The sequence below is a fragment of the Streptomyces sp. NPDC004065 genome (assembly GCF_044903565.1).
In the GTDB taxonomy this organism is placed as follows: Bacteria; Actinomycetota; Actinomycetes; order Streptomycetales; family Streptomycetaceae; genus Streptomyces.
On sequence record NZ_JBJDQT010000032.1, the window covers coordinates 75605 to 98892 of the forward strand.

The window sequence follows — 23288 nt, forward strand, 5'->3', positions numbered from 1 at the left end:
GCTCGGCGAACCGCCCATGGGCGCTGCTTCTCCGAACGCGTGCCCCGTGGCCCCGGCATGCCCGTCGGGTACCGCGGCCGCTCGGCCAAGAATCGTCCTGCCGCCGGCCGGGAAGATGAGCACTTCGTACTCAGCGGGGAGAAGCGGCCCCGCGCCCTGAGCCCCGGTACCAGTTTCGGCGATACCGACCCCCATTGATCTGCCCCACCACCGATCATGAGCAACGCCTACTCATGCACATCCGCGCGAGGTGGTGAAGCGTTGCATTTCCGGCGTGCGTCTCGTGCCCGTCACAGAATCACGGCACGCGTCGACGCAAGAATTCTCTCGGAAGGACAAGGAGGTTGCATGCGCAGAAGATTGCGCAGAATCGCGATCATCTCGGCCGCCCTGGCTTCGACGGGCCTCGTCGTGTTCGGGGCTCCCTCTGCTGAAGCCACGAGCAGCGTGATCTACAACGGAGGTTTCGAGGACGGCGAGTCGGGCTGGATGGACTCCTGGAGCGTGATCGGCTCCTCTCCGCATCACCACGCGATCAACAATGGCCTGCGCTATCGATCCCACACCGGAACGTGGAAGGCCGAACTGGGCGGCGAGGGGTTCGGCGGGTACGGGTTCTACGGCCAGCAAAGCATTTCCCGGACAGTGACGTTGGACCCCAAGACCAGTTACGTCCTCTCGTACTGGCTGTACGTGACTCCGAGAACGGCGGGATTCCGTCAGCTCGAAGTCACGGCGTCCGTGGACGGTCAGGTGTACCAGCTGGACTACAGGACCAACAAGGATGCCAACACCGGCTATGAGAGGGTGCAGGTTCACCTTCCCCAGGACCTTGTGTCCACCACCGAAAAGCGTGTGAAGATTTCCTTCGTCGCCAAAGAGGACGACGTCAACACAAGCCCCTTCCTCATTGACGACGTCGCCCTCTTCCCGGTGGAAGGTTCCTGAGAGTCGATCTCCAGGTCCCGGAGATTTATCGGGGTGGATTTCTGCGGAGCCGCGTTCTGGAGCATCGGAGCTCCAGGGCGCGGCTCCGCCGTGCGGTGGCTCGCCGGTCCGGCCGCGCCTGCGCGGAGCACGGTGCGCAGGATGCCGGCTCAGGGGACTTCGTCCGAGGAGACCTCCGTGGCGGGCCAGGTGTACTCGTATCCGGGAAGCTCGAAGCCCTGCTCGAACTGGTAGACGCGGGATGCGGTACGACGGCCGCCATGGCGTTCGTAGAACGCGACGGCACGGGTGTTGCCCTGGAGAACCTCCAGGTAGACGTCCCGTCCCGGGTGGGCGCCGGCGGACCAGTCGAGGGCGCGCCGCAGGAGCCGTGTGCCGAGCCCGCGGCCTGTCCCGCCCGGACGGACGTGCAGGTTGTCCAGCAGGATTCGGCCGTCCGGCCGAGGCTGCAGGTAGACGAAGCCGAGCAACTCCCCCTCTGCCACGGCCAGGAACAGGGCCGAGCCCGGGAGGGGCTCGGCCAGCCGTGCCTGCCAGACTTCACGGCGTTCCGCGAGCAGTGGACCGTGCAAGTAGTGGTCGGGGAACAGCGTCGCGTAGGCCGCCCGCCAACTGGCCGTGTGCAACTCGGCGACGGCGTCGGCATCGGATGCGGCGGCCGAGAGTTCGATGAGTGCATCCAGCCGGTGTGTGTCAAGGCCGCCGTCGCGGCGCGGTTCTCGCATCATTCCTCCGGACTCGTGGTCTGCGGGCCATGACTCATCTCTCCGCCGTGTCCTCAACCGGGACGGCGACAGGAGCGACGGGTTCGGAGCGTCCGGCGGTGAGCCGATGACATGCCGCTCGAGCCTGGACCAGGGTGGGGTAGGTGCCGTCGACCCGGTCTCGCAGGATGTGGATGACGCGCCCGTACAGTACCCGCGCTCGTGCCGTGTTCCCCGCGGACTCGTTCAGGGCCGCCATGTTGGCGAGCGTCGGTGCCAGGTCGGGGTGGTCGGTACCCAGCAGACGCTCCTTGAGGCGCAGAGCGTCCGCGTAGTGCCGGCGCGCCGTGGCGAGGTCGCCGCGACGGTGGCGCAGCGCCGCGAGATTGTGCAGGGTGACGGCCACTTCGTAGTGGTGGGGCCCATGGACGTCGCGGAAGACGGCCAGTGCCTGCCGCAGGTGGCGCTCGGCCTCGTCCAGGCGTCCGCAACCCTCCAGCAGTGCGGCCCATGCGGCGACGTCCAGTGCGGTGAGGATGTGCTCGGGCCCGTGCAGCCGGGTACGTATCCGCACGGCGCGGGCCGCCCACGGCTCCCCGCCCTGGGCGTCACCGAGTGCGTGAGCCAGCCCGCCGAGGTTGTGGCACACCATGGCCACGGCATCGTGGTCCGGCCCGAATGCGTCTTCGTAGATCTTCAGCGCCCGGAGGTAATGGCGTTCGGCGTTGTCGAAGTCTCCGACGTACTTGCCCAGGATGCCGGACTGGTTGCACAGCCAGGCCACGGCGGTCGACGAGGGTCCGAGGCCGGCTTCGGCGGCGGCGAGCGTCATCGCGAGCAGCAGCCCGGCGGGCCGGTACCTGCCCCGGACGCGCCACACGGCGGCCAGCATGCCGCGCGCCTCCAGTTGTTCCTCGGTGAGGGGCGCGGTACCCATCGCCCGTCGCTCCGCGGGTGAGGCGGGGGTGAGCACGGCCCTCAGCAGCTCCTCCGCCTGCTCGGCCCGGCCCGCGTCCAGAGCGCGCTCGGCTTGCGCCATGGCCGCGCGCACGGGACTCACACCGTCGTGTCGCGTCATCCGTTGCTCTCCCTCGATCGGATGCGGTCCAGGCCCAGGGCAGTGAGCGCGGCCAGGCCGAGGACGGCTGCCGAGGCCGCGAAGAACGGCTGTATGGACCGGGCGTCGAGAAGCGTCCCCGTGGCCAGGGCGCCGACGGCGAACCCGCTCGTCCAGGCCAGGGTGTGGGCGCCGTTGTAGCGGCCGGCCAGCCCCGGCGGCGCCAGGTCGTTGACCAGCGCGGTGATGACCGGCATATGGGCGACCTCCCCGCACGCGAACACCACGGCCGCGGCGGCAAGGGTCCCCGGCCCAGGGGCGGGGCTGACAGCGACGAGGGCCCAGGCCCCAGCCATGCAGGCGGCGCCTCCCGCGAGAACAACACGCCGGGGAAGTCGCTGCAGAGCGCGCTGGGCCGGCATCTGCAACACGACGACGATGAGCATGTTCGCGGCGAACAGCCAGCCGAGGACATCGACCTGGCCGGTCACCAGCGTGAGGGCCGGAAGGCCGATCTGGAGCTGAGCGAACCCGGCCGCCACCACGAGCAGCACGAACACGAACGCCCGTCGCATGGCGGGATCTTGGGCGACGGCAGCATAGCCGGGGGCCCGCACTGCTCCGTCGTGCTCGAGATCATCGTGATGGCGCGCCCCACGACCGGCAGCCGTGCCGGAGGGTGTTCCCTGGCGACGGCCCACTCGGTGCACCAGGAGCGCCAGGAGCGCCAGCACGACGAACGACGCGGCGTCGACGGCGTAGACACAGCGGAGACCGGCCGGGATGCCCAGAACGCCGAGCGCACCGGACGCGGCCGCGACACCGAGCAGGGCCCCGAGGGTGACCACGGTGTTGTGCCAGGAGAACACAGTGCGCCGGGCATCTTCCGGCACCGAGTGGGCCAGCAGCGCATCCAGCGCCGGTACGCGCGCCGCCTCCGCGCCCGTGCAGAGCATCGCTCCCACGACTCCCGGCCACATGGCGTTCCCGTGGCTGCCGGCCATGACGGCGGCCGCCGTTGCGGCGACCGCGGCGAGTGCGACCACCGTGCGGGCGGCCCCGTGGCGGTCGCTGAGAGCGCCGCCCCCCACGGATCCGGCGATGGCGGCCAGGGAGCGGGCCACGAGCACCACCGCGACCTGGCCTCCGGACAGGCCGCAGATGTCCCGGAGATAGACGACCAGGTAGGGAAAGGTCGCTCCGGAACCGGCGCTGGAGAGGAATTCCCCGGCGAGCACCTGCACGGCCGCAGGGGGGATTCCTTCGGTGCCGGGGCCTTCCGCGGCTCGCTGTCTACGCGGCCACGACCGGCGGGACCGGTCAATGAGCATAGGGGTGGATGATCTTGTAGATGGGCATGCTCGTGGCGCTCGCGTACCGGACGACGTCGGCCGCTGTCGAGGCGTGGATGATCTGTCCTCCGCCGACATACATGCCGACGTGGTGCCTGTCGCTGTAGTAGACGATCAGGTCGCCCGGGCGGGCCGAGTCGATGTCGTCGCCGAAGTCGGCGCCGGCGTAGACCTGGTACTTCGGCTCACGAGGAATCGCGACACCGGCTTGCGCATAGGACCACTGGGTCAGTCCGCCGGCATCGAAGACGACGGGGCCGGTTCCGCCGGGCAGACAGGCAAAACCCAGCTTGCTCTTGGCCGCTGCGATCGCGGTCGCGTATATGTCGGGCGTCGATGCGGACGCGTTGACGGGGATCAGCAGCCACAGCGCCAGCGCAGCCAGCGCGGTGACCGGGGATGCCCATTTGAGGATCGGCCGTCTGAACATGTCGAATCCCTTCTCGGCGGATTGTGTGTCTCGGTGTCACCGCTGAGTCAGCGGTGAGTCAGCGGTGAGTCAGCGGTGAGTCAGCGGTGAGTGCCCACGTCGAATCCGTCCCGGCAGCGGCTGCGGCATCGCGCTTCACAGCGGCACGCGAACCGCCGGGGCCGTTCGGGCTGGGAGGTGAGGCCGCACGGTGGCAGTGGCCTCTGAGGGCAGTCGGTTCAGGATGTTCGGTTCCGTTGTCGCGGCCCCGGACGAAGTGGGGAGCGCACGGTGACAAGACGGAGGGCCTGGCCGGGCCGCTGCATCGGTGCCCATGGACGACGCCCGGCGGGATGGACGCTATGAGCGCAGTTCGATGGTTGCCCAGTGGCAGACATGGGACTGTGCGGCCGCCTCGGGACACGCCGCTCCCATGCCCTCGGCGAGTTCCGACACGATCAAGCGGCCGCGTCCGTGTTCCTCCGGATGTCCGCCGCGCTTCGGGCCGTCCGGTCGCGGGCGGGGCCCTCCGTCAGTGACGCTCACGTGCACCCTGTCCGGCCCGCCGGCCCTCTCCTGGATCCGCATGGAGAGCTTCACCGGTGGCGCGGCGTGGACGACCGCATTGGTGACCAGCTCCGACACGACGAGCATCACCTTGTAGAGGACGTCCTGGTCGCAGCCACGAGCGGACAGAAGCCGCTTCGCTGCCCGACGAGCGACGGCCGGCGCCTCGGGAGCGTGCCTCAGTCCGAGACTCACGTACTGTGAGGAGCGCGGCGGCGTCGACAGGCCTGCAGGTATTACCATGATCTTCACGACTTACCCTCTGGGAGACGACCGCATGGTCGTCCTGACCTGCCCTACCTCACACCGCCCAGCGCCCTGCCGCTTGAGTAATGCGTACTCAACGTCCGGAACGGGACGCCGCAGTCCTCGAAACTTCCCCAGTTCACCAAGTAGTGCAGATCACCGCGACGCGGCCGGTGGCGATCAGGGTACCGTCGGACTGCCGGACCCGTCGGGCGGCGGCTCATGGTGGCGACGGCAGCGGAAAGAGTGGTGTCATGTCCGACGATGAGACCGTCCAGAAGCCCTCAGGAATATCCTGGAACAGGCCGTTTCCGTTCATCGGCCGGAAGTCGGCGATGGATCTCTTCCGCGAGGTGCTTCCGGACCATCACGTCAAAGGCATACTGATCCACGGATTGTCCGGCGTAGGCAAGACACGTCTGGCCCAGGAGTGCCTCGAGCGGGCAAAATCTGCGGGATTCGACACTGCAATGGCAGTCGCGACCCATGCGGCGGCCGCCGTTCCCCTCGGTGCGATCGCGCACATCATACCCCGCGGAATCGACCTCACGGATCCCGTTGCAGGATTTCATGCCATTGAGGCTGGAATCGGTCGACGAAACAGGAAGGGACGCCTTGTTCTCCTGGTCGACGATCTCCATCTCCTCGACAACACGTCCGTCATGCTACTGAGGCAGTTGATGGATTCGGGAAACGTATTTCTTCTGGGCACGGTCAGGTCGGGTGAGCCGTTTTCTTCCTACTCCGCCCTCTGCCAAGGTGACTGCGTACGCCGCTTGGACATAGCCGCCTTCACGGAGAAGCAAGTGGCGGCTGTACTCGAAGCCGCTCTCCAGGGCTCTGTCGCGCGGCACACGGCGCATCAGTTCCATGCGATCAGCGGCGGCAACGCCTTGTACTTGCGAGAGCTCACACTGGGCGCACTGCGCAGCGACGCCCTGCGGCACGACGGCGAGGTGTGGCAGCTGACCCGGGGCGGATCACGGCTCGGCACACCTCGTCTCCGCGAGCTGATCGCTGCGCGGCTCGGCCAGGCAACACCCCGAGGCACCGCCGTCCTCGAACTGCTCGCCCTGTGCGAACCCGTTTCACTCGCCGACGCGAGAGCGGTCGCGACAATGGAGGATCTGGCCGAGCTCGAACGATGGGGCTATATGCGAACGACGCGGGAGGGAAAACGTCACATACTCCGATTGGAACACCCCCTGTACGGCGAGATGATTCGTGCGGGGAGCCCGACACTGAGGCAGCACGACGTCCTGCTCCAGCAGATCGCACGGATCGAGGCCCGGGGGGCACGGCGACAGGATGATCTGCGCAATATCGCATCGTGGCGCCTGTCGGCGACAGGCACCGCCGATCCACGACTGCTGGTTCAGGCCGCCACCCTTGCCCGGCACAGTCGTGATTACCCCCAGGTGATCCGGCTGCTGGAAGCGGTCCCCGAGCGAGAACACACGGTGGAGAGCCGGCTGTCCCTCTCCTCCGCCCTCATAGAAACCGGACAGTCGAAGCGAGCCGGGGACATTCTGAATCGAACCCTTTCCCTGGCCGCCACTGACCGGGAAAAGTTGGCAGTGGTGGATTCGTGGTCGGCAAACATGATCTGGGGAATGGGCAGCTCCGCCAAGGCCCTTCAGCTGACCGCCGCCGTCCGCGAACAGCTCACGTCACCGGAGGCGTCCGCCGTCCTGGCCGCGGTCGACGGCTCCGCGCACGTGGCCCAGGGCAGCCCCGTCGCGGGCCTGAGGCTGCTCGACGAATTCCTGCGGTGCGATGCCGCAGCCGCGAACGATCTTGACGCCTGGCTCAAGGGAGCGGTGGTCAGGACGTGGGCGCTGCAGATGCTGGGACGGACTCAGGAGGCTGTGACCTGGGCGAAGCGGACCGTCGAAATCCATGAGCGGGCCGCGCGGGAGACGACGACGGCTCCCGACCCCGCGCTGCAGAAGGCGCCGCTGCTGCTGGCGCTCGCCGAAGGAGGACACCTGCCGGAAGCCCGAGCCTCGGGGGAGCGCCAGTTCGCGGAACTGGTCCGCTCGGACTCGGACTTCACCCGGATGTGGCTCGCCTACTTCCTCGCGGTGATCGAGTGGCTGGCCGGCCGGGCCGCGTCGTCGCGCCGCTGGTACGCCGAGTGCGCGGCTCTCGCCCGAAGCCACCATCGCGCCCGTCCTCTGCGAGAGGCGCTGGGCGGACTGTCCGCTGCCGCGAGCGTGCTCGGCGACTCCGCATCGGCCGAGGCCGCGTTGGCCGAACTGAGGACGATGGAGGAAGCCGGCCGCGAAGCGGGCGGTGTGGACTGCTGGGACGCTCCGAGCAGGGCCCTCGGCCATGCATGGCAACTCGTACTGGCCGGACACCTGACCCGGGCCAGGGACGTCCTGGGCGCGGCAGCCCGTGCCGCAAGGGCCGGAGGAGATCTCTCGGCGGAGGGCATGCTGCTGACCGACATCGCCCGGTTGGGAGGAGCCGGGCAGGCCGAGAACAGGCTCCGGGAGATCGCCGATCAGTGCGATGCCGCTCTGGCGCGGACACGGGCTGCCTTCGCCTCGGCACTGGCCGCCGAGGACGCGCCGGCGCTTTTGTCGGTCTCCGAGCAGTTCGAGGACATGGGGTACGAACTCCTGGCGGCGGAGGCGGCCGCCGGCGCGGCGGCCGCGTTCCGTGGGGACGGCCGTCCGCGGCAGGCCACCGCTGCCTCACTCCGGTGCACGAGACTCGCCGAAGCATGCCAAGGGGTCGGCACGCCGGGCCTGGCCCTGGCCCAGGGCGGGGCGCCCCTGACGCGACGGGAGGCAGAGGTGGCCTGGCTCGCCGCGGCAGGGGAAACGACCCAGCACATAGCGGAGAAGCTGACTCTCTCGACCAGAACCGTCAGCAACCATCTCGGCCGCGTGTACGACAAGCTCGGCGTCTCCAGCCGACGCGACCTCCGCTCGGCGCTGGCACATCGTCCCGACCCGGATCAGCCACCTGGCGCGGGCCGCGACGAGTGAGCTGATCGCCCCTCGCGTACTGAGGGGCGAAGCACAGCGCCTACGGGGCGCAGCGATAGGTGAACGAGGCCGAGGCCGTATGCGCTGTGGGGGTGAGGATGTCCACGACGGCGCGCGCCTTGTGGGTGCCTCTGCCGTGGAAGGTCCACTTCATCGGCAGCCTGACTTCCTCCTGGCCCGCACGTACGTTCTGCCGCAGGCTGCCCGAGTCGGTGCCGTCGCTGCGCACCCATCGATAGCGGATCGTTCCGGCTGCTCCGTTGGTCGTGACCACGGCGACCACCGCGGCCGTTCGGTCACAGGGCAACTCGGCCGGCCGCACGCTCACCGTGACCTGGGTGACGGCCAGGTCCGGGGTGTCCCGCTGCCACAGGATCACGCCGGCTACGGCAGCGATCAGCAGCACGAGAGCCGTCCACCGCGGCAGCCGTCCCGTGCGGCGCCGGAAACGGCCCGCGCCCTGCCGCGGGCCGTGCCGCCAGACCGTGGAGGTACGGTCGTCGAAAGCCTCCTGCTCGGGAAGGCGCAGAGTCGGCGTGGCCTGCTCCGGCATCGGGCCCATGGGGTGGACACCGGTGTTCCACACCGTCACGGCCGTGGGCTGCTCGCCGCGTCCGTACGACGACGGCGGGGACGGCGGGGCGGAAGCGGGGGTCCACCCCGTCGACAGGTACTCCGGGGAGTCGTCCTCCTGATGGCCGGGGTGGTGGCGCCCGAGACGCTGGGTGGGCCAGTCGTCGCTCATCGGCATGCCGCTCGCTCTCCAGTCCTTGCTCAGCCGATCGGCCCCAGAATGCAGGCCAGTGCGTCCATGTCCCGGTAGCTGTCACCGGTCTCGGCGCCGGGTGCGGTACTGACCCGCAGCCCCCAGTACCGGGGGCAGGTGGTGAATGCGTGGCGGTAGGAGAGGCGGTAGCTGGTACGGCCGCTGAGCCGGTAGGTCTCGGTGGTGCCGTCCTGCTGTCCGGGAACGCCGGCCTGCTCGCTGTTGTACCAGGTCAGGACGAGGGTGACGGGATCGGTCCCGGTCGTGGTGACGGTGATCGCCGCATCGGCGCCTCGTACCTGCGTCGATTCCTTCAGCGAGGTGATGTCCACCGAGCGGACCGCCATCGCGGCAGGGGCGGCCGGCGGCGACGCGGACGGCTGCTGCGGCGCGGTGGAGGGCGAGGGCCCTCCGGCCGTGGCACCCCCGGCACTGGCGCCGGTGCCGGTACCGGTTCCGGTTTCGGTTCCGGTGCCGCTGCTGTTGCCGCCTGCCGGTGTGCGGCCTGTGCCGGGGTTCTGGCCCGCGCGGCCGGCCGGGCCGTCCGAAGAGCCCGGGGGGCCGGCCGTGAGGGAACCGTTCGCCGGTGTCGGGGACGCCGCCGGGGAGTGATCACCGATGTCACCGGCGGAGGGGTGCGCCGTCGGCCCGCCGTCCGCCTGGGAGTCCTGTGCAGGCGTGGTCAGCGCGGTGTTGCCGGCCGATCCCTGAGTGGTGGCGATCGCCGTGACGGCGACGCCCCCCAGTACGACGGTGGCGGCGACGATCGCGGGAATTCTGCGAGGCCGCCGCCGGACCGCGCCGACCACACCCGGGCCGCGGGTACGACCGCCGGACCGCTGTGCTCGGCGCCCTTGGTGAGGACCTTCGGCCGTCGGCATCCCGCCACCTTCCGTGGTGGCGAGATCGGTCACGGCGTCCGTCCCGCCGACCGGGGACGGGACCAGTTCCAGGAGCAGTGCGGTGGCGAGTGCGGCCAGGGCGCGCCGGCCCCGCTCCTCCCAGTCGGGGCCGTATCCGGCGGCCGCGGCGGTCTCCAGCTCGTCGAGGAACTCGTCGGCCGAACCGAACCTCTCGGACGCGCTCTTGGCCATCCCGCGCAGTACCAGCGCACGCAGTGGCTCGGGAACGGCGTCGGCGGGCACGGGCGCGGACAGATGCTGTGCGGCGACCTCGGTCAGATGCCGCCCTCCGAACGGGCGGACCCCGGTGACGCACTCGAAGAACGTGACGGTCACCGCGTAGACGTCCGTGGCGGGCGAAGCCGGATGCCCCCGCCACTGCTCGGGTGCCATGTACATCGGGGTTCCCGACGCGCCGTCGGGTACGGACCCGTCGCGCGCGGCGATGCCGAAGTCGACGAGCTTCGAGGAGGCCTCCCGGGTGACCAGCACGTTCTCGGGCTTGTAGTCGCGGTGGACGATGCCCAGCCGATGCGCGGCGCTCAGGCCGAGGAGCGACCCCTTGAGCACGGTGAGCGCCGCCTCGGGCGTCGTAGCGCCCTCCCGCCGCAGCAGAGCCCGCAGAGTGCACCCCTCCACCAGCTCCAGCACCATGGCGGCACCGTCCCGGCTCTCCACGTACCGGCGCAGGCGCGCTACATGCGGGGAGTCGACCTCTTTCAGCAGTTCGGCCTCGGCACGGAACTCCTCGAGGAAGCGGGCGTCCCCGGTCAGCCGCTCGTTGAGGTACTTGACCGCGACAGGAGTGCCGGAGGCCATCTCGACCGCCATCACCACACGTCCGCTTGCCCCGGCCCCCAGCTCGCGAATCTCGGTGAAACCGGGAACCGACCACGTCTTCACGGTTCAGGTCTGCCTTTCTCGACACCACGCCCCAGGCAGTTCCACGGGGCGCGAACAGCCTTGCGGTTTCCGGCACACCTCCGCCTGAGCAGTCATTGCTCATCTCGGCCGTCGGCCCGGTGACCCCGCGGTCGGCTGTGCGGCGGCCGGCATGCCTCGGTCGTGCGGAGATCGCCGGAGAACCGTGCCGAGGCGGGCGAGACCCTCCGCGATCTCGTCCGGGGCATGGGTGGTGAACGTCAGGCGCATGCTGGCGGGTACGGGACTGTCCGTGAAGAAGGCGGCTCCCGGAACGTAGGCGACGTTCCGGCGCATCGCCGACGGCAGAGTTGCCGCGGCGTCCATTCCCTCCGGCATGCGTACCCAGAGGAACATGCCCCCTTCCGGCTCGTTCCAGGTGCTTCCCTCGGGCAGTGCCTCGGGAAGGCCCGCGACCATGGCTGCCAATCGGGCCCCGTAGGCCTGACGCAGGCCGGCAATGTGTCCTTCCATGCGCCCACCGGCCAGATAGGCGCCGACGATGGCCTGGTCCAGCGTCGAGGTGTGCAGGTCGGCGACCTGCTTGGCGACGGTCAACGCCCGTCTTGCGCCGCGGGGTGCGCGCAGCCAGCCCACTCGCAGGCCGGGGGCGAGAATCTTGGAGAAGCTGCCCAGCACGATCGTGCGGTCCTCGGCTCCGGGGTGTGCGGCGATCGCGGGGACCGGATCGCCGCGGTAGCGCAGTTCGCCGTAGGGGTCGTCCTCGACGATCCACAGCCCGTGCGCCGCCGCGTTCCGCGCCACCTCCTGACGCAGCCGCGCCGACATGGTGCTGCCGGTGGGGTTCTGGAAGTTCGGGATCACGTAGAGCAGCCTGGGCCGCTCACGGCGTACCACCTCAGTGAGCACCGCGGGATCGCACTCGCCCCCGCATGTCGGCAGGGGCACAACCCGGGCCCCCGCCAGCCGGAAACACTGGAGTGCGGCCAGATAGCTGGGGTTTTCGACCAGGACCGTGTCTCCCGGCTCCAGCAGGGCGGTGGTGGCCAGCGCCAGCGCCTGCTGCGACCCGCTGGTGATCAGCAGGTCGTCGGGAGCGGTAGGCAGACCGCGGCGGTCGAGGCGTGCGGCGATCGCCGCGCGCAGCGCGGGATCTCCCTCGGTGCGTGAGTACTGGAAGGCCCTGCGGGGCGCGTGCGTCAGTACCTGGTCGACGGCGGTCCGCAGGCCCTCGTGGTCGAACAGGGCTGGATCGGGAAGTCCGCCGGCGAAGGACAGCACGTCGCTGCGCGAGGTCAACGCCAGGATGTCCCGCAGCGGGGACGTCTCCACGGTGTCGAGGCGGGCGGCGGTTGCCGGAGGCGGGGCGGCGTTCATCGGCCCGCGCCCGTGCGCAGGAACCGGGACGTCATGGCGATCCACAGCATTCCGGCCAGGATCAGGAGGCGTTCCATGATTCCCGGCCACGTCCGCACCAGCATGGGCGCCATGCTCGCCGCCATGATCCCCGCGCAGATGAAGCCGGGGAGGGCGAGTCGGTTCCATCGCGGCATGGCCCGGAAGCGCAGTGCCAGGGCGAATATCGCCGCCGTGAGGGAGGTCATGGAGACCAGCGCCGCGGTCACGTGGATTCTTCCGTGCGTCGACGAGGGCGGCGATTGCGGATCGGTGAGGAAGAACGGCAGGACGGCGGCGCCGAGTGCGGTGACGGCGAGACCGGCGATTGCCGTCGTGACGGTGCGATCGGCCGGCAGTACGTCGCGCAGACCCAGGGCGAGGGTGAGGGCGGCCACGGCGATTGCCAGGAAGCAGCCATCGGCCAGCAGCGGGAACTCGCCGAGTGCGTACTCGCTGACCATGTCCGTCACCGGGTTCAACGGCGTGGGCAGCACGTGCAGCAACGCCATGAGCGCCGCCGACAGCCAGATCGCTGCCTCCGCCGTCGCTGCGTATGCCGAGGATGTGGGTCTGTTCATCAGGTTCTTTCCTGCGCGGGGACCGGCGGTGGGCCGAACGAGCGCCGCCCGGGCCTGACGGGCGTGAGTCCGGGCCGGGCGCGGGCGACGGGAGCCCACGCTCGGTGGAGTCGGCCGGGCTGTGCGGACGAGTCGGACGCTACGTCCGGCGGCGCCACGTCGTATGAGCAGCGGGTACTCAGCCGGCGGCTGCCCGGCGGCGCGCTCCTTCCGCGCCGGATCGCCGAGGCGGCCCTGGAGGAGAATCCTGGCGGACGGGCCGGCATCCGGGCGGCCGCGCCATCGGCTTCACCGCCGGTGGAGCCAGGGCGGCGCCGGCCCGATCGTCACAGGCGACGCCATGGTGATGCCCCGGCCATGACCGGGCCGGCCGGCGTCGTGCCGACGTCGTGCTGGAGTCGGCGACTCCTCCGGCGGCCGTGCCCTGTAAGGCCACAGGTAGGATGAGTGGCGTCGCACCGTGAGGGGGTACGGCATGCAGGGCTGGATGGACCGATGGCCACTCGTCGGGCGCGAACCGCACCTGGACTCCTTCCGGCAGGATCTTGCCGCGGACCGCGTCCACTGCTGGTTGATCTTCGGGGCGCCCGGGGTGGGGAAGACGCGCCTGGCGGAGGAGTTCCTGGACCTGGCGGCGGCCGGTGAACGCCGTACGGCCAGGGCGGTGGCAAGCCGGGCCGCCGCCCAGTTGCCGCTCGGGGCGATCGCCCACATTCTCCCTTCGGGCGTCGACATCGCCGACCCCGTCCGCGGCTTCCGCGCCGTCGCGCAGGTCCTGTCAGGGCGCCCCAGGCCCACTGTCGTACTCGTCGACGACCTGCATCTCCTCGACAACTCGTCCGCTGTCCTGCTGGGCCAGCTCCTCGACTCCCGGGTGGTCAGCCTGATCGGCACCGCCCGCACCGGTGAACAGACGAGTGACGCCATCCATGCGCTGCTGCAGCGGAGCGACCACGTCCGTCGGATCGATCTCGGCGACATGGCTCGCCACCAGCTCGAAGAACTTCTACAGCGCGTCCTCGAGGGTCCCGTGGGCCGACGTACCCACCACGCGCTGTTCACCGCCAGCGGCGGAAATCCCCTGCTTCTCAGAGAGCTGGTTCTGGGCGCCCTGGAGTCAGGCGCTCTCGCCCTCAACGACGGAGTCTGGGACGTCTCGGAGACACGCCTGCCGTTCACTCCCACTCTGATGGACCTGATCGCCGCCAGGATCTCTGCCTCGCCCTCCGCGGCGCGACCCCTACTCGAATCCCTCGCCTTCTGCGGGGAGCTCTCCCGCACCGACGCTGCGGCCATCGCCGACCGCACCGTCCTGGACGATCTCGAGCGGTCGGGCATCGTCCGTGTCTCCGCACATCGGCGCAGGGTGACCGTCGCCCTGGCCCACTCCCTGTACGGAGGGGTCATCGCTGCCCGCACCCCCGCCCTGCGGCGCTACGACATCGCCCTGCGCCAAGCCGAGCGCCTCGAAGCTCACGGCCTCAGGCGCCGCGAGGACGCCCTCCGTGTCGCTTCCTGGCGACTGGACGCCACCGGCACCGCCGACTGCGTCCTGCTCCTGCGGGCCGCGAAGTTCGCGATGAACTCCAACGACAACGAACGAGTCATCGAGTTGCTCTCCGCGATCCAAGCCGACCAGCACACCACGGAAAGCCTTGTCCTGCTCGGCCGGGCCCTCATGCACGCCGGACAACTCGAACGCGCGGAGAGCGTCCTGGCCGAAGCCGAAGCCGGCGCCCGCGACGACCACGAGAAGACCATCGCCGCGGGAACCCGCTGTACCAACCTCTTCTGGTCCACACCCGACTCGGACAGAGCGCTCACCGTGTGTGTCACGGCCCAGTCCGCCCTGTCCGACCCGGTCCTCGCCAACCAGTTCCGCTTCCTGGAGGGGGGCATTCTCACCGTGGGCGGCACGCCTGCCAGGGGGCTGAGCATGCTCGACGATCTGGGAGAGGCCCCGCCCCAAGAGGGTCTGGACGCCTGGTTGATCGCGCTCAACGCGAAAGCCCTGGGTCTGGTGTTCGTTGGCAGTGTCGAAGAGGCGCGGTCCCTGGCCGAACACGCGAGGTCCGTCCACGAGACGATCGGGGAAGGCAGGCTGCTTCCTCACCCTGCCCTGCAGGCCGCACCGCTCGCACTGTCGCTGATGGAGAAGGGGATGATCGACCAGGCTCGTGACGTGTCCGTCGGAGCGTGCGACGTCCTCCAGGCCGCGCCCGCCCCGGTGGCCCGCCAGTTCCTGGCCTTCTACAGCGCACGTGCGGAGTGGCTGGCCGGTCGTCCGCTCAGCGCTCGCCGATGGTACGGCGAGGCCGCCGCGGTGGCGCGCACGCATCGGCTGTCCAGGGGCATGCGCTCCTATCTGTCAGGTCTGATGGCCTGTGCCGCGCTCGTCGGCGACACGGACACGGCGGCCTCGCTCGTCCCCGACGTCGAAGCGAACGCGCCGAGCGGCTTTCTGGCCGGCGAGGAAGCGCTCGGCACGGCCTGGCTGCACGTCGCACGGGGCGAACTCGGCCAGGCCCGGGACCTGCTGCGCACGGCCGCTGCCGATGCCCGCGGCACCGGCCACCTCATCTCCGAGGTGCTCCTGCTGACCGACATCGGACGCCTCGGCGACCCGCAAGGCGTCCGGGAGCGCCTGAACGAACTGTCCCGCCGGTGCGACGGCGCGCTGACGCACGCACGCGCGCGCCTCGTGACCGCCCTGGCGGACGACGATCCGGCGAGTCTCATGGATTCCTCGGCGGAACTCGAGCACATGGGCACACCCATCCTCGCCGCCGAGGCGGCGGCCGCGGCCGCCGGTGCCTGGAAACGCCGGGGGGACTCCCGTGCGGCGACGGCCGCCACCACCCGCGCCGCCCGCCTCGCCGGCCGATGCGAAGGCGCCCGCACTCCGCTCCTGGCGACCATCGCCGGCGCTTGCGCACCCCTCACCGGACGGGAACAGGAAATCGCCCTGCTGGCCGCCGCCGGCAACACCAGCAAAGGCATTTCCGAGCACCTCACGCTGTCCGTCCGCACCGTGGACAACCACCTGCAGCGCATCTACCTCAAGCTGGGTATCCGCAACCGCGCGGAACTCCCCCGGGCCCTGAATCTCGACACCGGGTCGAAGGATCTGCCTCGTTGAGTGCCGTCCCAGGGCGGTGGCGCACGAGAGCGCCGGATACGGCCGCCGCGGCGTTCGCCGGCGCCGTCAGGCAGTGGCGGAGCGCGGGTCGTGCGCACGGACCGCGGCCGCGACAGCGGCGTCGTCGGCCCATCCGCGGGCCTGGAGCCCGTTGATGACACCCTCCAGGTTCTCCTGCGGCTGGTTCTGGCTCAGTTTGAACTTCGCCTCGATGCGGCTGATGACCAGTTCGACGCCGACGACGGCGCGCAGTTGCCGCTGGACGAACTCCGCCGGGGCGTCGTCGACGGACCATGGTGCGGGACAGCCGCTTTCGTGCCGGTCGGTCAGGCGCCGGATCTGCGCCTCGATCCATGCCGCTTCGTCGTGGACGACCAGACGCCCGTAGACATGCGCGATCATGTAGTTCCAGGTCGGCACGACGCGATGGTGCTCGCGCTTGGTGGCGTACCAGGTCGGCGTGATGTACGCCTCCGGTCCGCGGACGATCACCATGGCCTCGCCCCGCACGGGCTGCTTCCACTGGTCGTTGGCGCGGGCGACGTGTCCGAGCAGGGAACCGTGCTCGCCGGCGTCCGGTGCGTACTCAAAGGGCAGCAAGGTGGCGAGGAGACCGCGCGGTGTCATGGTGATCAGGTCGGACGCCCCCTGATTGGCCAGCAGATCACGCACGGAGTCCTCGTCGGGAACGAACCGTTCAGGTGTGTACATGGACTCTCCCTCCCATGGATTCCCTTGAACACGAAAGGCGCGTGCGCGGGTCAGGGCCTGGGCCTGCTGTGCTCGGCGCGGAGCCGGGGCTTGCGTGCCGCCGCCGGTACTCGGACCGCCGGCGCGCCCGCGAGGAAGTCCTCGAAGGTGCGGCTGCCGGGGACGGGGCCTGGTGCCAGATGCAGCCCTTCCCGGTAGGCGCGGGGCACTCGTCCGGGCAGGAGCACGGGAAGCAGGGGCCGCCGGGTTCCGGACGCGCGCAGGTGGGCGCGGGCCATCTCCGCCATCGTCAGTGTCTGCGGCCCGGGGAGGTCCGCCACACGGCCCCTGGGTTCGTCGACCGCGAGTTCTGCCGTGCGGGAGGCGACGTGGGCCGTGTCCACGGTCTGGAAGCTGGTGCGCGCGAGGACGGGAAGCACCGGAAGGCGCGCGGCCCGGCTGAGCGCGAAGTGGAGCATGTCGTGGAACTGGGCCGCCCGCAGGATCGTGTACAGGAGTCCGGAGGCCTCCAGGAGCTGTTCGACCTCGTGCTTGGCCCGGTAGTAGGCGAGGGGGTGACGATCCACTCCGATGATGGAGACGTAGACGATGTGCGGACGGCCGCCGCGCAGGGCCGCGGCCACCAGGTTCCGGGCCGCCTGGACATCGCCTTGACGGGTACGGCCGTCCGTCGCGCAGTGAACGACGGTCCCGACCCCTTCGAGCGCCTCGCCGAGCCCGGCTGAGCCCGCGGAGAGGTCTGCCGCGCTCCACTCACCGGCCCCCGGTTCCGCAGGAGGCCGGCGCGACAGGCCTCGTACGCCACGCCCCGCCGCCTGCAGCCGGGCGAGCACATGACCGCCGAGGTTGCCGGTGGCTCCGGTGACGAGAATGGTCTCGTTCATCTGCTTGGTCCCTTCTTCTCAGCGGACCCCTTCGTACAGCTCCGGACGCGGGCGCGTGTTCGCTCGCCCGCGTCCGGAGGCTGTCCAGGGCGAGGGCGGTTCAGACGCCGTGCACGCTGATGTGGTTGTGGTTCAGCACACCGATCTGGTTGTGGTTGCAGCCGATCGGTCCCGCCTCGGACGCGGCGACGGACTCGATGTCACGCGGCTTCTGCTCGGCGGACGTGCCGGACCGGCCCTCGCCGGGGTGCTCGACGACGATCTCGTTGTGGTTGTGCGACCCGGATCTCATGGAAGGCTCCTTTCCTCTGTTTCTCGGCCTTTTCGGTGACCGCCGTTGTGCGGTTGCAGCAACGCTAGGCACCGTCCCGGGGGACGCGATTGAGCAGGCGTTGCTCAATTGGTGCGGGAGAGCATGGACATGGGCCGCTGAGCCGGCACCGGGCGCGGCACGGCGGGCCGACGGGCGTCAGGCCTGTGCGCCCCGGTGGTCCGGGAGTACTCGGGCCAGTTCCCGTCTGCTGGTCACACCCAGCTTCTCGTAGACGCGACCGAGGTGGTTGTTGACCGTGCGGACGGAGAGGACCAGTTCCTCGGCGATCTCCTTGCTGGTCGCCCCGGCCGCGGCGCGCCACGCGATCTCGGTCTCCCTCGACGTGAGCGGCACGGCCGCCTCCGCCATGGCCAGCAGGGGTGTACGCGCGCCTTCGCAGCGCGTCGCCACGGCGCCGGCCCGCACGCCGACCGCGGTCGCGCTGCGGGCGCGCCCGCTCTTGCGGTACGCCGCGGAGGCGGCCGCCGCCGCCTCCGCCGCCAGGAGATCGCAGCCCATCGCCTCCAGTTCCTCCGACACGCTCATCAGGGCATCGGCCTCCTCGCGGGCCAGGGCGGCGGTCAGGTCCGCCCTGGCCCGGGCCAGCCTGCCGTCCGACTGCAGCGCGATCGCCTCGAGCCGGTCGAGGACGTCCGCCGCTCCGCCCAGGCGTGCCACGTCCAGCAGCAGCAGTCCCTCCGACGAGATGTTCCCGGTGTGCCTGAGGCTGTCGGCGGCCCGGATCAGGATCTCCCGTGCCGTCGCCAGCTGCCCGGTGGCCGCCCGGGACCACGCCTGAGCGAGGGCTCTGCCCGGGGATGCGATCGCACTGACGTACTCGAGCTCTGCCATGCACGCGTCCGCCTCGTTCAGGTCGGACAGGGCGGCGACCGCTCCCGGGACGTCACCGAGCAGGGCGATGCAAGCGGCAAGGCCGCCGAGCGCCTCGCGCATGGGGCGGGTCCCGTGGTGCGAGCGGGCGAGGGCGGTGCACTCGGCGTACCAGCGGCGGGCGGAGACGACGCGTCCCGCCAGCCACTCGGTGCGGGCCAGGAAGAAGGCGACCCACATCCGGGCCAGCCCCGCTTCGGAGCCCACGAGTTCTCCGAACAGCCGCTCCCCCAGCGTCCGGGCGTCGTCCATGCGTCCCTCCTCGGCGAGGGCGAGGACGGAGGGTGCGAGTTGCAGCACCGGATGGGGCGCCGACAGGGCGCGCCGGTTGACCCGCCGATGGATGGCGTAGGCGTTCTCCGCCCAGGACAGGGCCCCGGCGATGTCGCCCGTCATCTGCAGCGCCCTGGTCTTCACGCTCGCCGCGATGAGCCATGCGCTGATGTCCGCCGCCGTGTCGATGTCGTCTCCGAGGGCGTCGAGCAGCTTCAGTCCTTCGACCGGGCGTCCGCAGGCGGCGTGGATGCAGCCTTCGCTGATGGTGAGGGTTCTGGCCGCCTCCGGTGAATCGAGGTCCGTGCGGCTGGAGCTGATCGCTTCCAGCGCCCGTGACGCATGAGCCATCCCCCACAGGGCGTTGACCGAGTAGGCCACCGCCACGGCGAGCCGGTCGTCCTCCGTGGTCGCCAGGGTTTTGGCCTGGTCCAGTACGCGCTCCGCCTCGTCCGGCCTGCCCGACTGGAACAGCGCGTCGGCGAGCAGCAGCCGGTTGCCGACGGTGTGTTCGGCCGGAGGGAGAGCCTCCAGCAGCCGTACCACCTGCGGGTAGTCGTGGCTGTGCCGTGCGAGGGTGGCCGCGCGTTCGAGCTGCGCGCGGTCCGCGGTGCCGGTCGCGGCCAGCCGCCAGGACGCGATGTGCAGCAGGTCGTCCTGGCGGCGGGCACCGCGGGCCTCCACTCGTCCGGCCTGGGCCAGCAGGATCGTTCGGCGGCGCAGTTCCGGGATGGCCGCGCGCAGGGCCTCGCCGTACAACGGGTGGGCCAGCAGGGCCGTATGACGGCGGTCCTCCTTGACCACGCGTACGTATCCGAGCCGTTCCAGCGTGATGAGCTCATCCAGTCCTGCGACGGCCTGTATGTCGGCCAGGGCGACGGGTTCGCACAGGGCGAGCAGTTCCAGCGCCTCGGTGCCGGCCGGTGTGGCCCGGGCCAGCCGGGCCTCGATCAGCTCCTTGAGCCGGGGCGTTCCCACGCGCCAGCCGGCCGCCAGTTGCCAGACCTCACCGTCGTCGGTCAGGGAGCCGTTCCTGAGCGCGCCCAGGACAAGTTCCCGCAGGTAGAGGGCGTTTCCGGCGCTGGCCGTGTACAGCTCGTGCACACTGTGCACGCTGACCGGGCGTCCCAGTGCCCCCCGCAGGACCTCGGCGACCTGGCCTTCCGTGAAGGGGCTGATGTCCATCCGGTGGATCGAGTCGCCGCTGCCGAAGGCCGATGCGAGGTCGAAGGGTTCCCCGGATCTGACCGTGCCGATGAGGAGCACGGTGCCGGAGTCCATCAACTGCCGTACGAGCATCACCGACGTGGAGTCGAGCAGGTGGAGGTCGTCGATCAACAGCACCAGTCTGCCTTCCTCGCTGTGCCGCAGACCGGCGGCGACCGCGGCGAATCCGGCGACCGGGTCGGAGAGATCGACGCCCGCGGGGATCAGGTGTCCCATGGCGCCCAGTGGTACGCCTGCCGCCGCCGCGGTGGCGACCGCCCACGCTGTACGGAAGCCGGCGCGCTCGGCGCGGATGAGGCACTCCTCGGCGAGCCGGGACTTTCCCACGCCCGCGGGACCGTGGATCAGGATGCCCTGCACGCGGCGGTGCCGCAGAGCCCGGGTGAACAGGTCCAGCACCTGACCCCGCCCGACCAGGGGCCAGGGCCGCTCGCAGGCGGCGGTGTCGGACAGGAAGGGGACGGCAGGGAGCGCTCGGCGATGCCGGTCCCGCACGGAGTCGGCCGGCTCGTGCGAGGACCCTTCGTGCTCACGGGGTGGCATGGAGCGAGGAGTCGGCCGGGCCGACGGTGAAGCCGCCGAAGCGAACGAGCAGGCCGCTGCGCCCGGGCGAACAGCAGTACGGACCAGCCGCCGAGGTGACCCCTGCGGACCAGGGCGCCACGCGCAGCAGCCGCCAGGGACCGTCGGCGCACCTGGCCCGGATCGTCAGGGCGTCCGCGAAGCGGCTCGCCCGTACGGTGACGGGCCGGCCCGACCATTCCGGCACCGGGGACAGCGACCAGTCGGAGACCGTCCGCGTCACCACCGCTCCCACGTGCACAGCGCCGTCCGTCAATTCGGCCCCGGCCTTCACCCACAGCTGGTCGTCGGCCCTGACCATGAGGCCCGCCTGGTCGTAGCGAGTGAGGAAGTCGGCGGTGAAGGTCACTTCGACGGCGCTCGTGTCCGGCAGGTCGGTCAGCAGCGCGTGACCGTCGTCGCGCACGAAGCCGTATGCGGTGTGCCGCCAGAAGTCGCTGCCTCCGGCCGTGGTCACCACGAGGTCCTGGCCGTCCTCATGGCAGGCCGGCGGCGCGTTCAGCCACGTTCCCTCGCTCCACGCGACCTGCCGTGTGCCGTTCGCCGGCGACGGATGATGCACGACCATTGCGAAAGCCCTCCGGCATCGGAAAATACCCGCTGTCACTCTCCCCGGTCGGCGAGCCCCTGTGATGAGTAGTCGTTACTCATTCCGGCGGACCGCTCCCAGGGTACCGAGGGCGTCCAGCCGCGAGCCGGCGTAAGGCCGGGCCCTGCTCCGGCACCCGGGGCATCGGCAGCTGATAGGCAGGAGACATGACGCACTGGAAAGACGACCGGATCGGGTCTGCCGAGCGGGGGGAGAATCCGACCGTCCTGGCCCGTATGCGCACCGGGTGGGCGGTCATCGGCGACATCCAGCATCTGCCCGGGTACTGCCTGCTGCTGTACGCGGGGAAGGCCAGTCACCTCACCGATCTGCCGCGCGACGAGCGAGCCCGGTTTCTCCTCGACCTGTCCCTGCTCGGAGAAGCCGTCGAGCAGACGTGCCGAAAGCACGACCCCGAGGGATTCCGGCGCCTCAACTACGAGATTCTGGGCAACTCCTGGGAGCACCTCCACGGGCACGTCCACCCCCGCTACCACTGGGAACCGGAGGAGTTCCGGTACGGACCCGTCTGGCGCTACGCAGCCCAACGGCCGGCTCCCCAGCACGCTTTCGACTCACGGCACGACGCTCTGCGCAATGACATCAAGGATGCCTTGACCGCGATCCTCGCCGGGCCCTCCGCTCCGTGAACCGGTCCGCGCTGTGCTTCGCCCCGCCGGCTGGCGACGCCTGTTGCTGCACACACCGTGACGCTGCGGTCACCCGGCCCGGAACGGCCTGCGCCGGTCTTCGTCACGGGTTTGTCAAGCCACGAGAGGCCGGGTCATGACCCAGGCCCTCACCGAAGGCGTAATGGAATCACCGCACGGAACGCAGAGAGCGGACGCCCACCGCCTCATTCCAGCGCGCATTCCAGCCTTCTCCGCCCCACTTCGAAGGACTCCACTCATGATCATCTTCGGCACCAGCGTATATTCGTACCGGCTCGCGGTACTCATGCTGACGTGTCGCCACTGCGACACCCCGGCCGCGCACACGGTCACGAAGTACGTCACCAAGTTCACGCTGTTCTTCGTGCCACTGTTCCCCGTCTCGAGGAGTTGTGCACTTCAGTGCACATTCTGCGGCATGGGACAAGCGGTGCCCAAGGAGTGGGTCGAGCGGTCGCTGGCACAGCCGGCAGATCCTCTCGGCAGTGAGGCGCACGCGCAGCCACAGCAGCCGCAGCATCCACAGCAGCCCTGCTGGCGCCCCGGAACCTGACCGGGGGCGGACACCCCCACCCCCTGCGACGGCTTCGGGGTCGGCCGGGTGCGGTCCACCGGATTGCCGCCGGGGTCCCGGATGTGCGCCTGTGAGGGTTTCAGGCGGTCGCGTCGCGGTCGTTGTGGGCATCAGTGCGAGGAAGTTGCAGGCGGACCTCGGTGCGGTGGATCGTTGCTGATGGACGGTTCTGGGCTTCTGTGTGCAGGGCGCGGCGGACGTCTTCCGTGAATTCGAGCAGATCGTCCGTGCTGCCCTCGGCCTGCCCTTTGAGCGTGACGATCTCGGTGCGGAGCTGGCGTAGATTCGCGCTGGCCAGCTGTTCTCCGGTGACCGCCTCGCGTCCTTCCCGCGCCTCGGCGACAGCTGCCAGCAGATGGTCCAGCTCGCTTCGAGCAGCTCGGCATCCCTGGCGCAGGGTCTTGAGGTCAGTGGTGATGGTCGCAGATCTGTGGACCCTGCGCAGCTCCTGCTCGAGTTCTCCGCACAGTTGATGCAGGTTCTGTGCGGCGGCCTGCAGTCTCTGGAGCTGCTCGACGTAGCTGGACGCTCTCATCGCGGCCTGCGATGACTCCAGGGCTGTGCCCGCTTTTTCCTGCCAGTTCTCCAGGAAGGCGGCCAGCGCGACGCTGTCTGCGCTCATCGGG

At 70.2% G+C, this 23288-nt stretch carries 20 protein-coding genes; 5 read left to right on the forward strand and 15 right to left on the reverse strand.

The annotated features are described in order from the left end of the window. The first annotated feature begins 348 nt into the window (after positions 1-348). On the forward strand, positions 349-948 hold the full coding sequence (locus tag ACI2LW_RS28245; RefSeq protein WP_404734060.1) for a hypothetical protein: 600 nt from the start codon (positions 349-351) through the stop codon (positions 946-948). Between the two features lie 149 nt (positions 949-1097). Here the strand turns inward: ACI2LW_RS28245 and ACI2LW_RS28250 are convergent, their stop codons facing one another. From ACI2LW_RS28250 to ACI2LW_RS28270, 5 genes are all read right to left on the reverse strand, one after another. Then, positions 1098-1676 (reverse strand): GNAT family N-acetyltransferase, encoded by a 579-nt coding sequence (locus tag ACI2LW_RS28250; protein WP_404734061.1) that lies wholly within the window; start codon positions 1674-1676, stop codon positions 1098-1100. 31 nt (positions 1677-1707) lie between these two features. After that, positions 1708-2730, reverse strand: coding sequence for a tetratricopeptide repeat protein (locus tag ACI2LW_RS28255; RefSeq protein ID WP_404734062.1), 1023 nt, complete (start codon positions 2728-2730; stop codon positions 1708-1710). Then, on the reverse strand, positions 2727-3953 hold the full coding sequence (locus ACI2LW_RS28260; RefSeq protein ID WP_404734063.1) for an MFS transporter: 1227 nt from the start codon (positions 3951-3953) through the stop codon (positions 2727-2729). Before ACI2LW_RS28260 ends, ACI2LW_RS28255 begins: the two co-directional genes overlap by 4 nt. Positions 3954-4029: 76 nt before the next feature. Further along, positions 4030-4491 (reverse strand): C40 family peptidase, encoded by a 462-nt coding sequence (locus tag ACI2LW_RS28265; protein WP_404734064.1) that lies wholly within the window; start codon positions 4489-4491, stop codon positions 4030-4032. A 339-nt stretch (positions 4492-4830) separates the two neighbouring features. Then, positions 4831-5280 carry an ATP-binding protein gene (locus ACI2LW_RS28270; RefSeq protein WP_404734083.1) on the reverse strand — a complete coding sequence of 150 codons (450 nt, stop codon included), beginning with the start codon at positions 5278-5280 and terminating at the stop codon, positions 4831-4833. Between the two features lie 257 nt (positions 5281-5537). On the opposite strand from ACI2LW_RS28270, the gene ACI2LW_RS28275 reads away from it, so the two are divergent. Next, positions 5538-8282, forward strand: a complete 2745-nt coding sequence (locus ACI2LW_RS28275; protein ID WP_404734065.1) for a LuxR C-terminal-related transcriptional regulator — start codon at positions 5538-5540, stop codon at positions 8280-8282. Positions 8283-8322: 40 nt separating this feature from the next. Here the strand turns inward: ACI2LW_RS28275 and ACI2LW_RS28280 are convergent, their stop codons facing one another. The 4 genes from ACI2LW_RS28280 to ACI2LW_RS28295 all read right to left on the reverse strand — a co-directional run bounded on the left by ACI2LW_RS28280 (position 8323) and on the right by ACI2LW_RS28295 (position 12808). After that, positions 8323-9033 carry a hypothetical protein gene (locus tag ACI2LW_RS28280; RefSeq protein WP_404734066.1) on the reverse strand — a complete coding sequence of 237 codons (711 nt, stop codon included), beginning with the start codon at positions 9031-9033 and terminating at the stop codon, positions 8323-8325. Positions 9034-9056: 23 nt separating this feature from the next. Beyond that, positions 9057-10853: a serine/threonine-protein kinase gene (locus ACI2LW_RS28285; RefSeq protein ID WP_404734067.1), complete on the reverse strand. Its 1797-nt coding sequence runs from the start codon at positions 10851-10853 to the stop codon at positions 9057-9059. Positions 10854-10952: 99 nt separating this feature from the next. Next, positions 10953-12209, reverse strand: a complete 1257-nt coding sequence (locus tag ACI2LW_RS28290) for a PLP-dependent aminotransferase family protein (protein WP_404734068.1) — start codon at positions 12207-12209, stop codon at positions 10953-10955. After that, on the reverse strand, positions 12206-12808 hold the full coding sequence (locus ACI2LW_RS28295; protein WP_404734069.1) for a DUF998 domain-containing protein: 603 nt from the start codon (positions 12806-12808) through the stop codon (positions 12206-12208). The genes ACI2LW_RS28290 and ACI2LW_RS28295 overlap by 4 nt, the downstream gene beginning before the upstream one ends. A 475-nt stretch (positions 12809-13283) precedes the next feature. Between ACI2LW_RS28295 and ACI2LW_RS28300 the strand changes: the two genes are divergently transcribed. Then, positions 13284-15947: a LuxR C-terminal-related transcriptional regulator gene (locus ACI2LW_RS28300; protein ID WP_404734070.1), complete on the forward strand. Its 2664-nt coding sequence runs from the start codon at positions 13284-13286 to the stop codon at positions 15945-15947. A 66-nt stretch (positions 15948-16013) separates the two neighbouring features. Here the strand turns inward: ACI2LW_RS28300 and ACI2LW_RS28305 are convergent, their stop codons facing one another. The 5 genes from ACI2LW_RS28305 to ACI2LW_RS28325 all read right to left on the reverse strand — a co-directional run bounded on the left by ACI2LW_RS28305 (position 16014) and on the right by ACI2LW_RS28325 (position 21396). Next, positions 16014-16658: an FMN-binding negative transcriptional regulator gene (locus ACI2LW_RS28305; protein ID WP_404734071.1), complete on the reverse strand. Its 645-nt coding sequence runs from the start codon at positions 16656-16658 to the stop codon at positions 16014-16016. Positions 16659-16708: 50 nt separating this feature from the next. Continuing rightward, positions 16709-17542 (reverse strand): SDR family oxidoreductase, encoded by an 834-nt coding sequence (locus ACI2LW_RS28310; protein WP_404734072.1) that lies wholly within the window; start codon positions 17540-17542, stop codon positions 16709-16711. 100 nt (positions 17543-17642) lie between these two features. Further along, complete coding sequence (locus ACI2LW_RS28315; RefSeq protein WP_404734073.1) at positions 17643-17834, reverse strand: hypothetical protein; 192 nt, start codon at positions 17832-17834, stop codon at positions 17643-17645. Between the two features lie 177 nt (positions 17835-18011). Next, positions 18012-20789, reverse strand: coding sequence for a LuxR C-terminal-related transcriptional regulator (locus ACI2LW_RS28320; protein WP_404734074.1), 2778 nt, complete (start codon positions 20787-20789; stop codon positions 18012-18014). Continuing rightward, on the reverse strand, positions 20776-21396 hold the full coding sequence (locus ACI2LW_RS28325; RefSeq protein WP_404734075.1) for a DUF1349 domain-containing protein: 621 nt from the start codon (positions 21394-21396) through the stop codon (positions 20776-20778). Before ACI2LW_RS28325 ends, ACI2LW_RS28320 begins: the two co-directional genes overlap by 14 nt. Before the next feature lie 188 nt (positions 21397-21584). Between ACI2LW_RS28325 and ACI2LW_RS28330 the strand changes: the two genes are divergently transcribed. Beyond that, positions 21585-22067, forward strand: coding sequence for an HIT family protein (locus ACI2LW_RS28330; RefSeq protein WP_404734076.1), 483 nt, complete (start codon positions 21585-21587; stop codon positions 22065-22067). Positions 22068-22326: 259 nt separating this feature from the next. Next, positions 22327-22641 (forward strand): zinc-ribbon domain-containing protein, encoded by a 315-nt coding sequence (locus ACI2LW_RS28335; RefSeq protein WP_404734077.1) that lies wholly within the window; start codon positions 22327-22329, stop codon positions 22639-22641. Between the two features lie 100 nt (positions 22642-22741). Here ACI2LW_RS28335 and ACI2LW_RS28340 read toward each other — a convergent pair whose 3' ends face one another. Beyond that, complete coding sequence (locus ACI2LW_RS28340; protein ID WP_404734078.1) at positions 22742-23284, reverse strand: hypothetical protein; 543 nt, start codon at positions 23282-23284, stop codon at positions 22742-22744. Positions 23285-23288 lie beyond the last annotated feature (4 nt).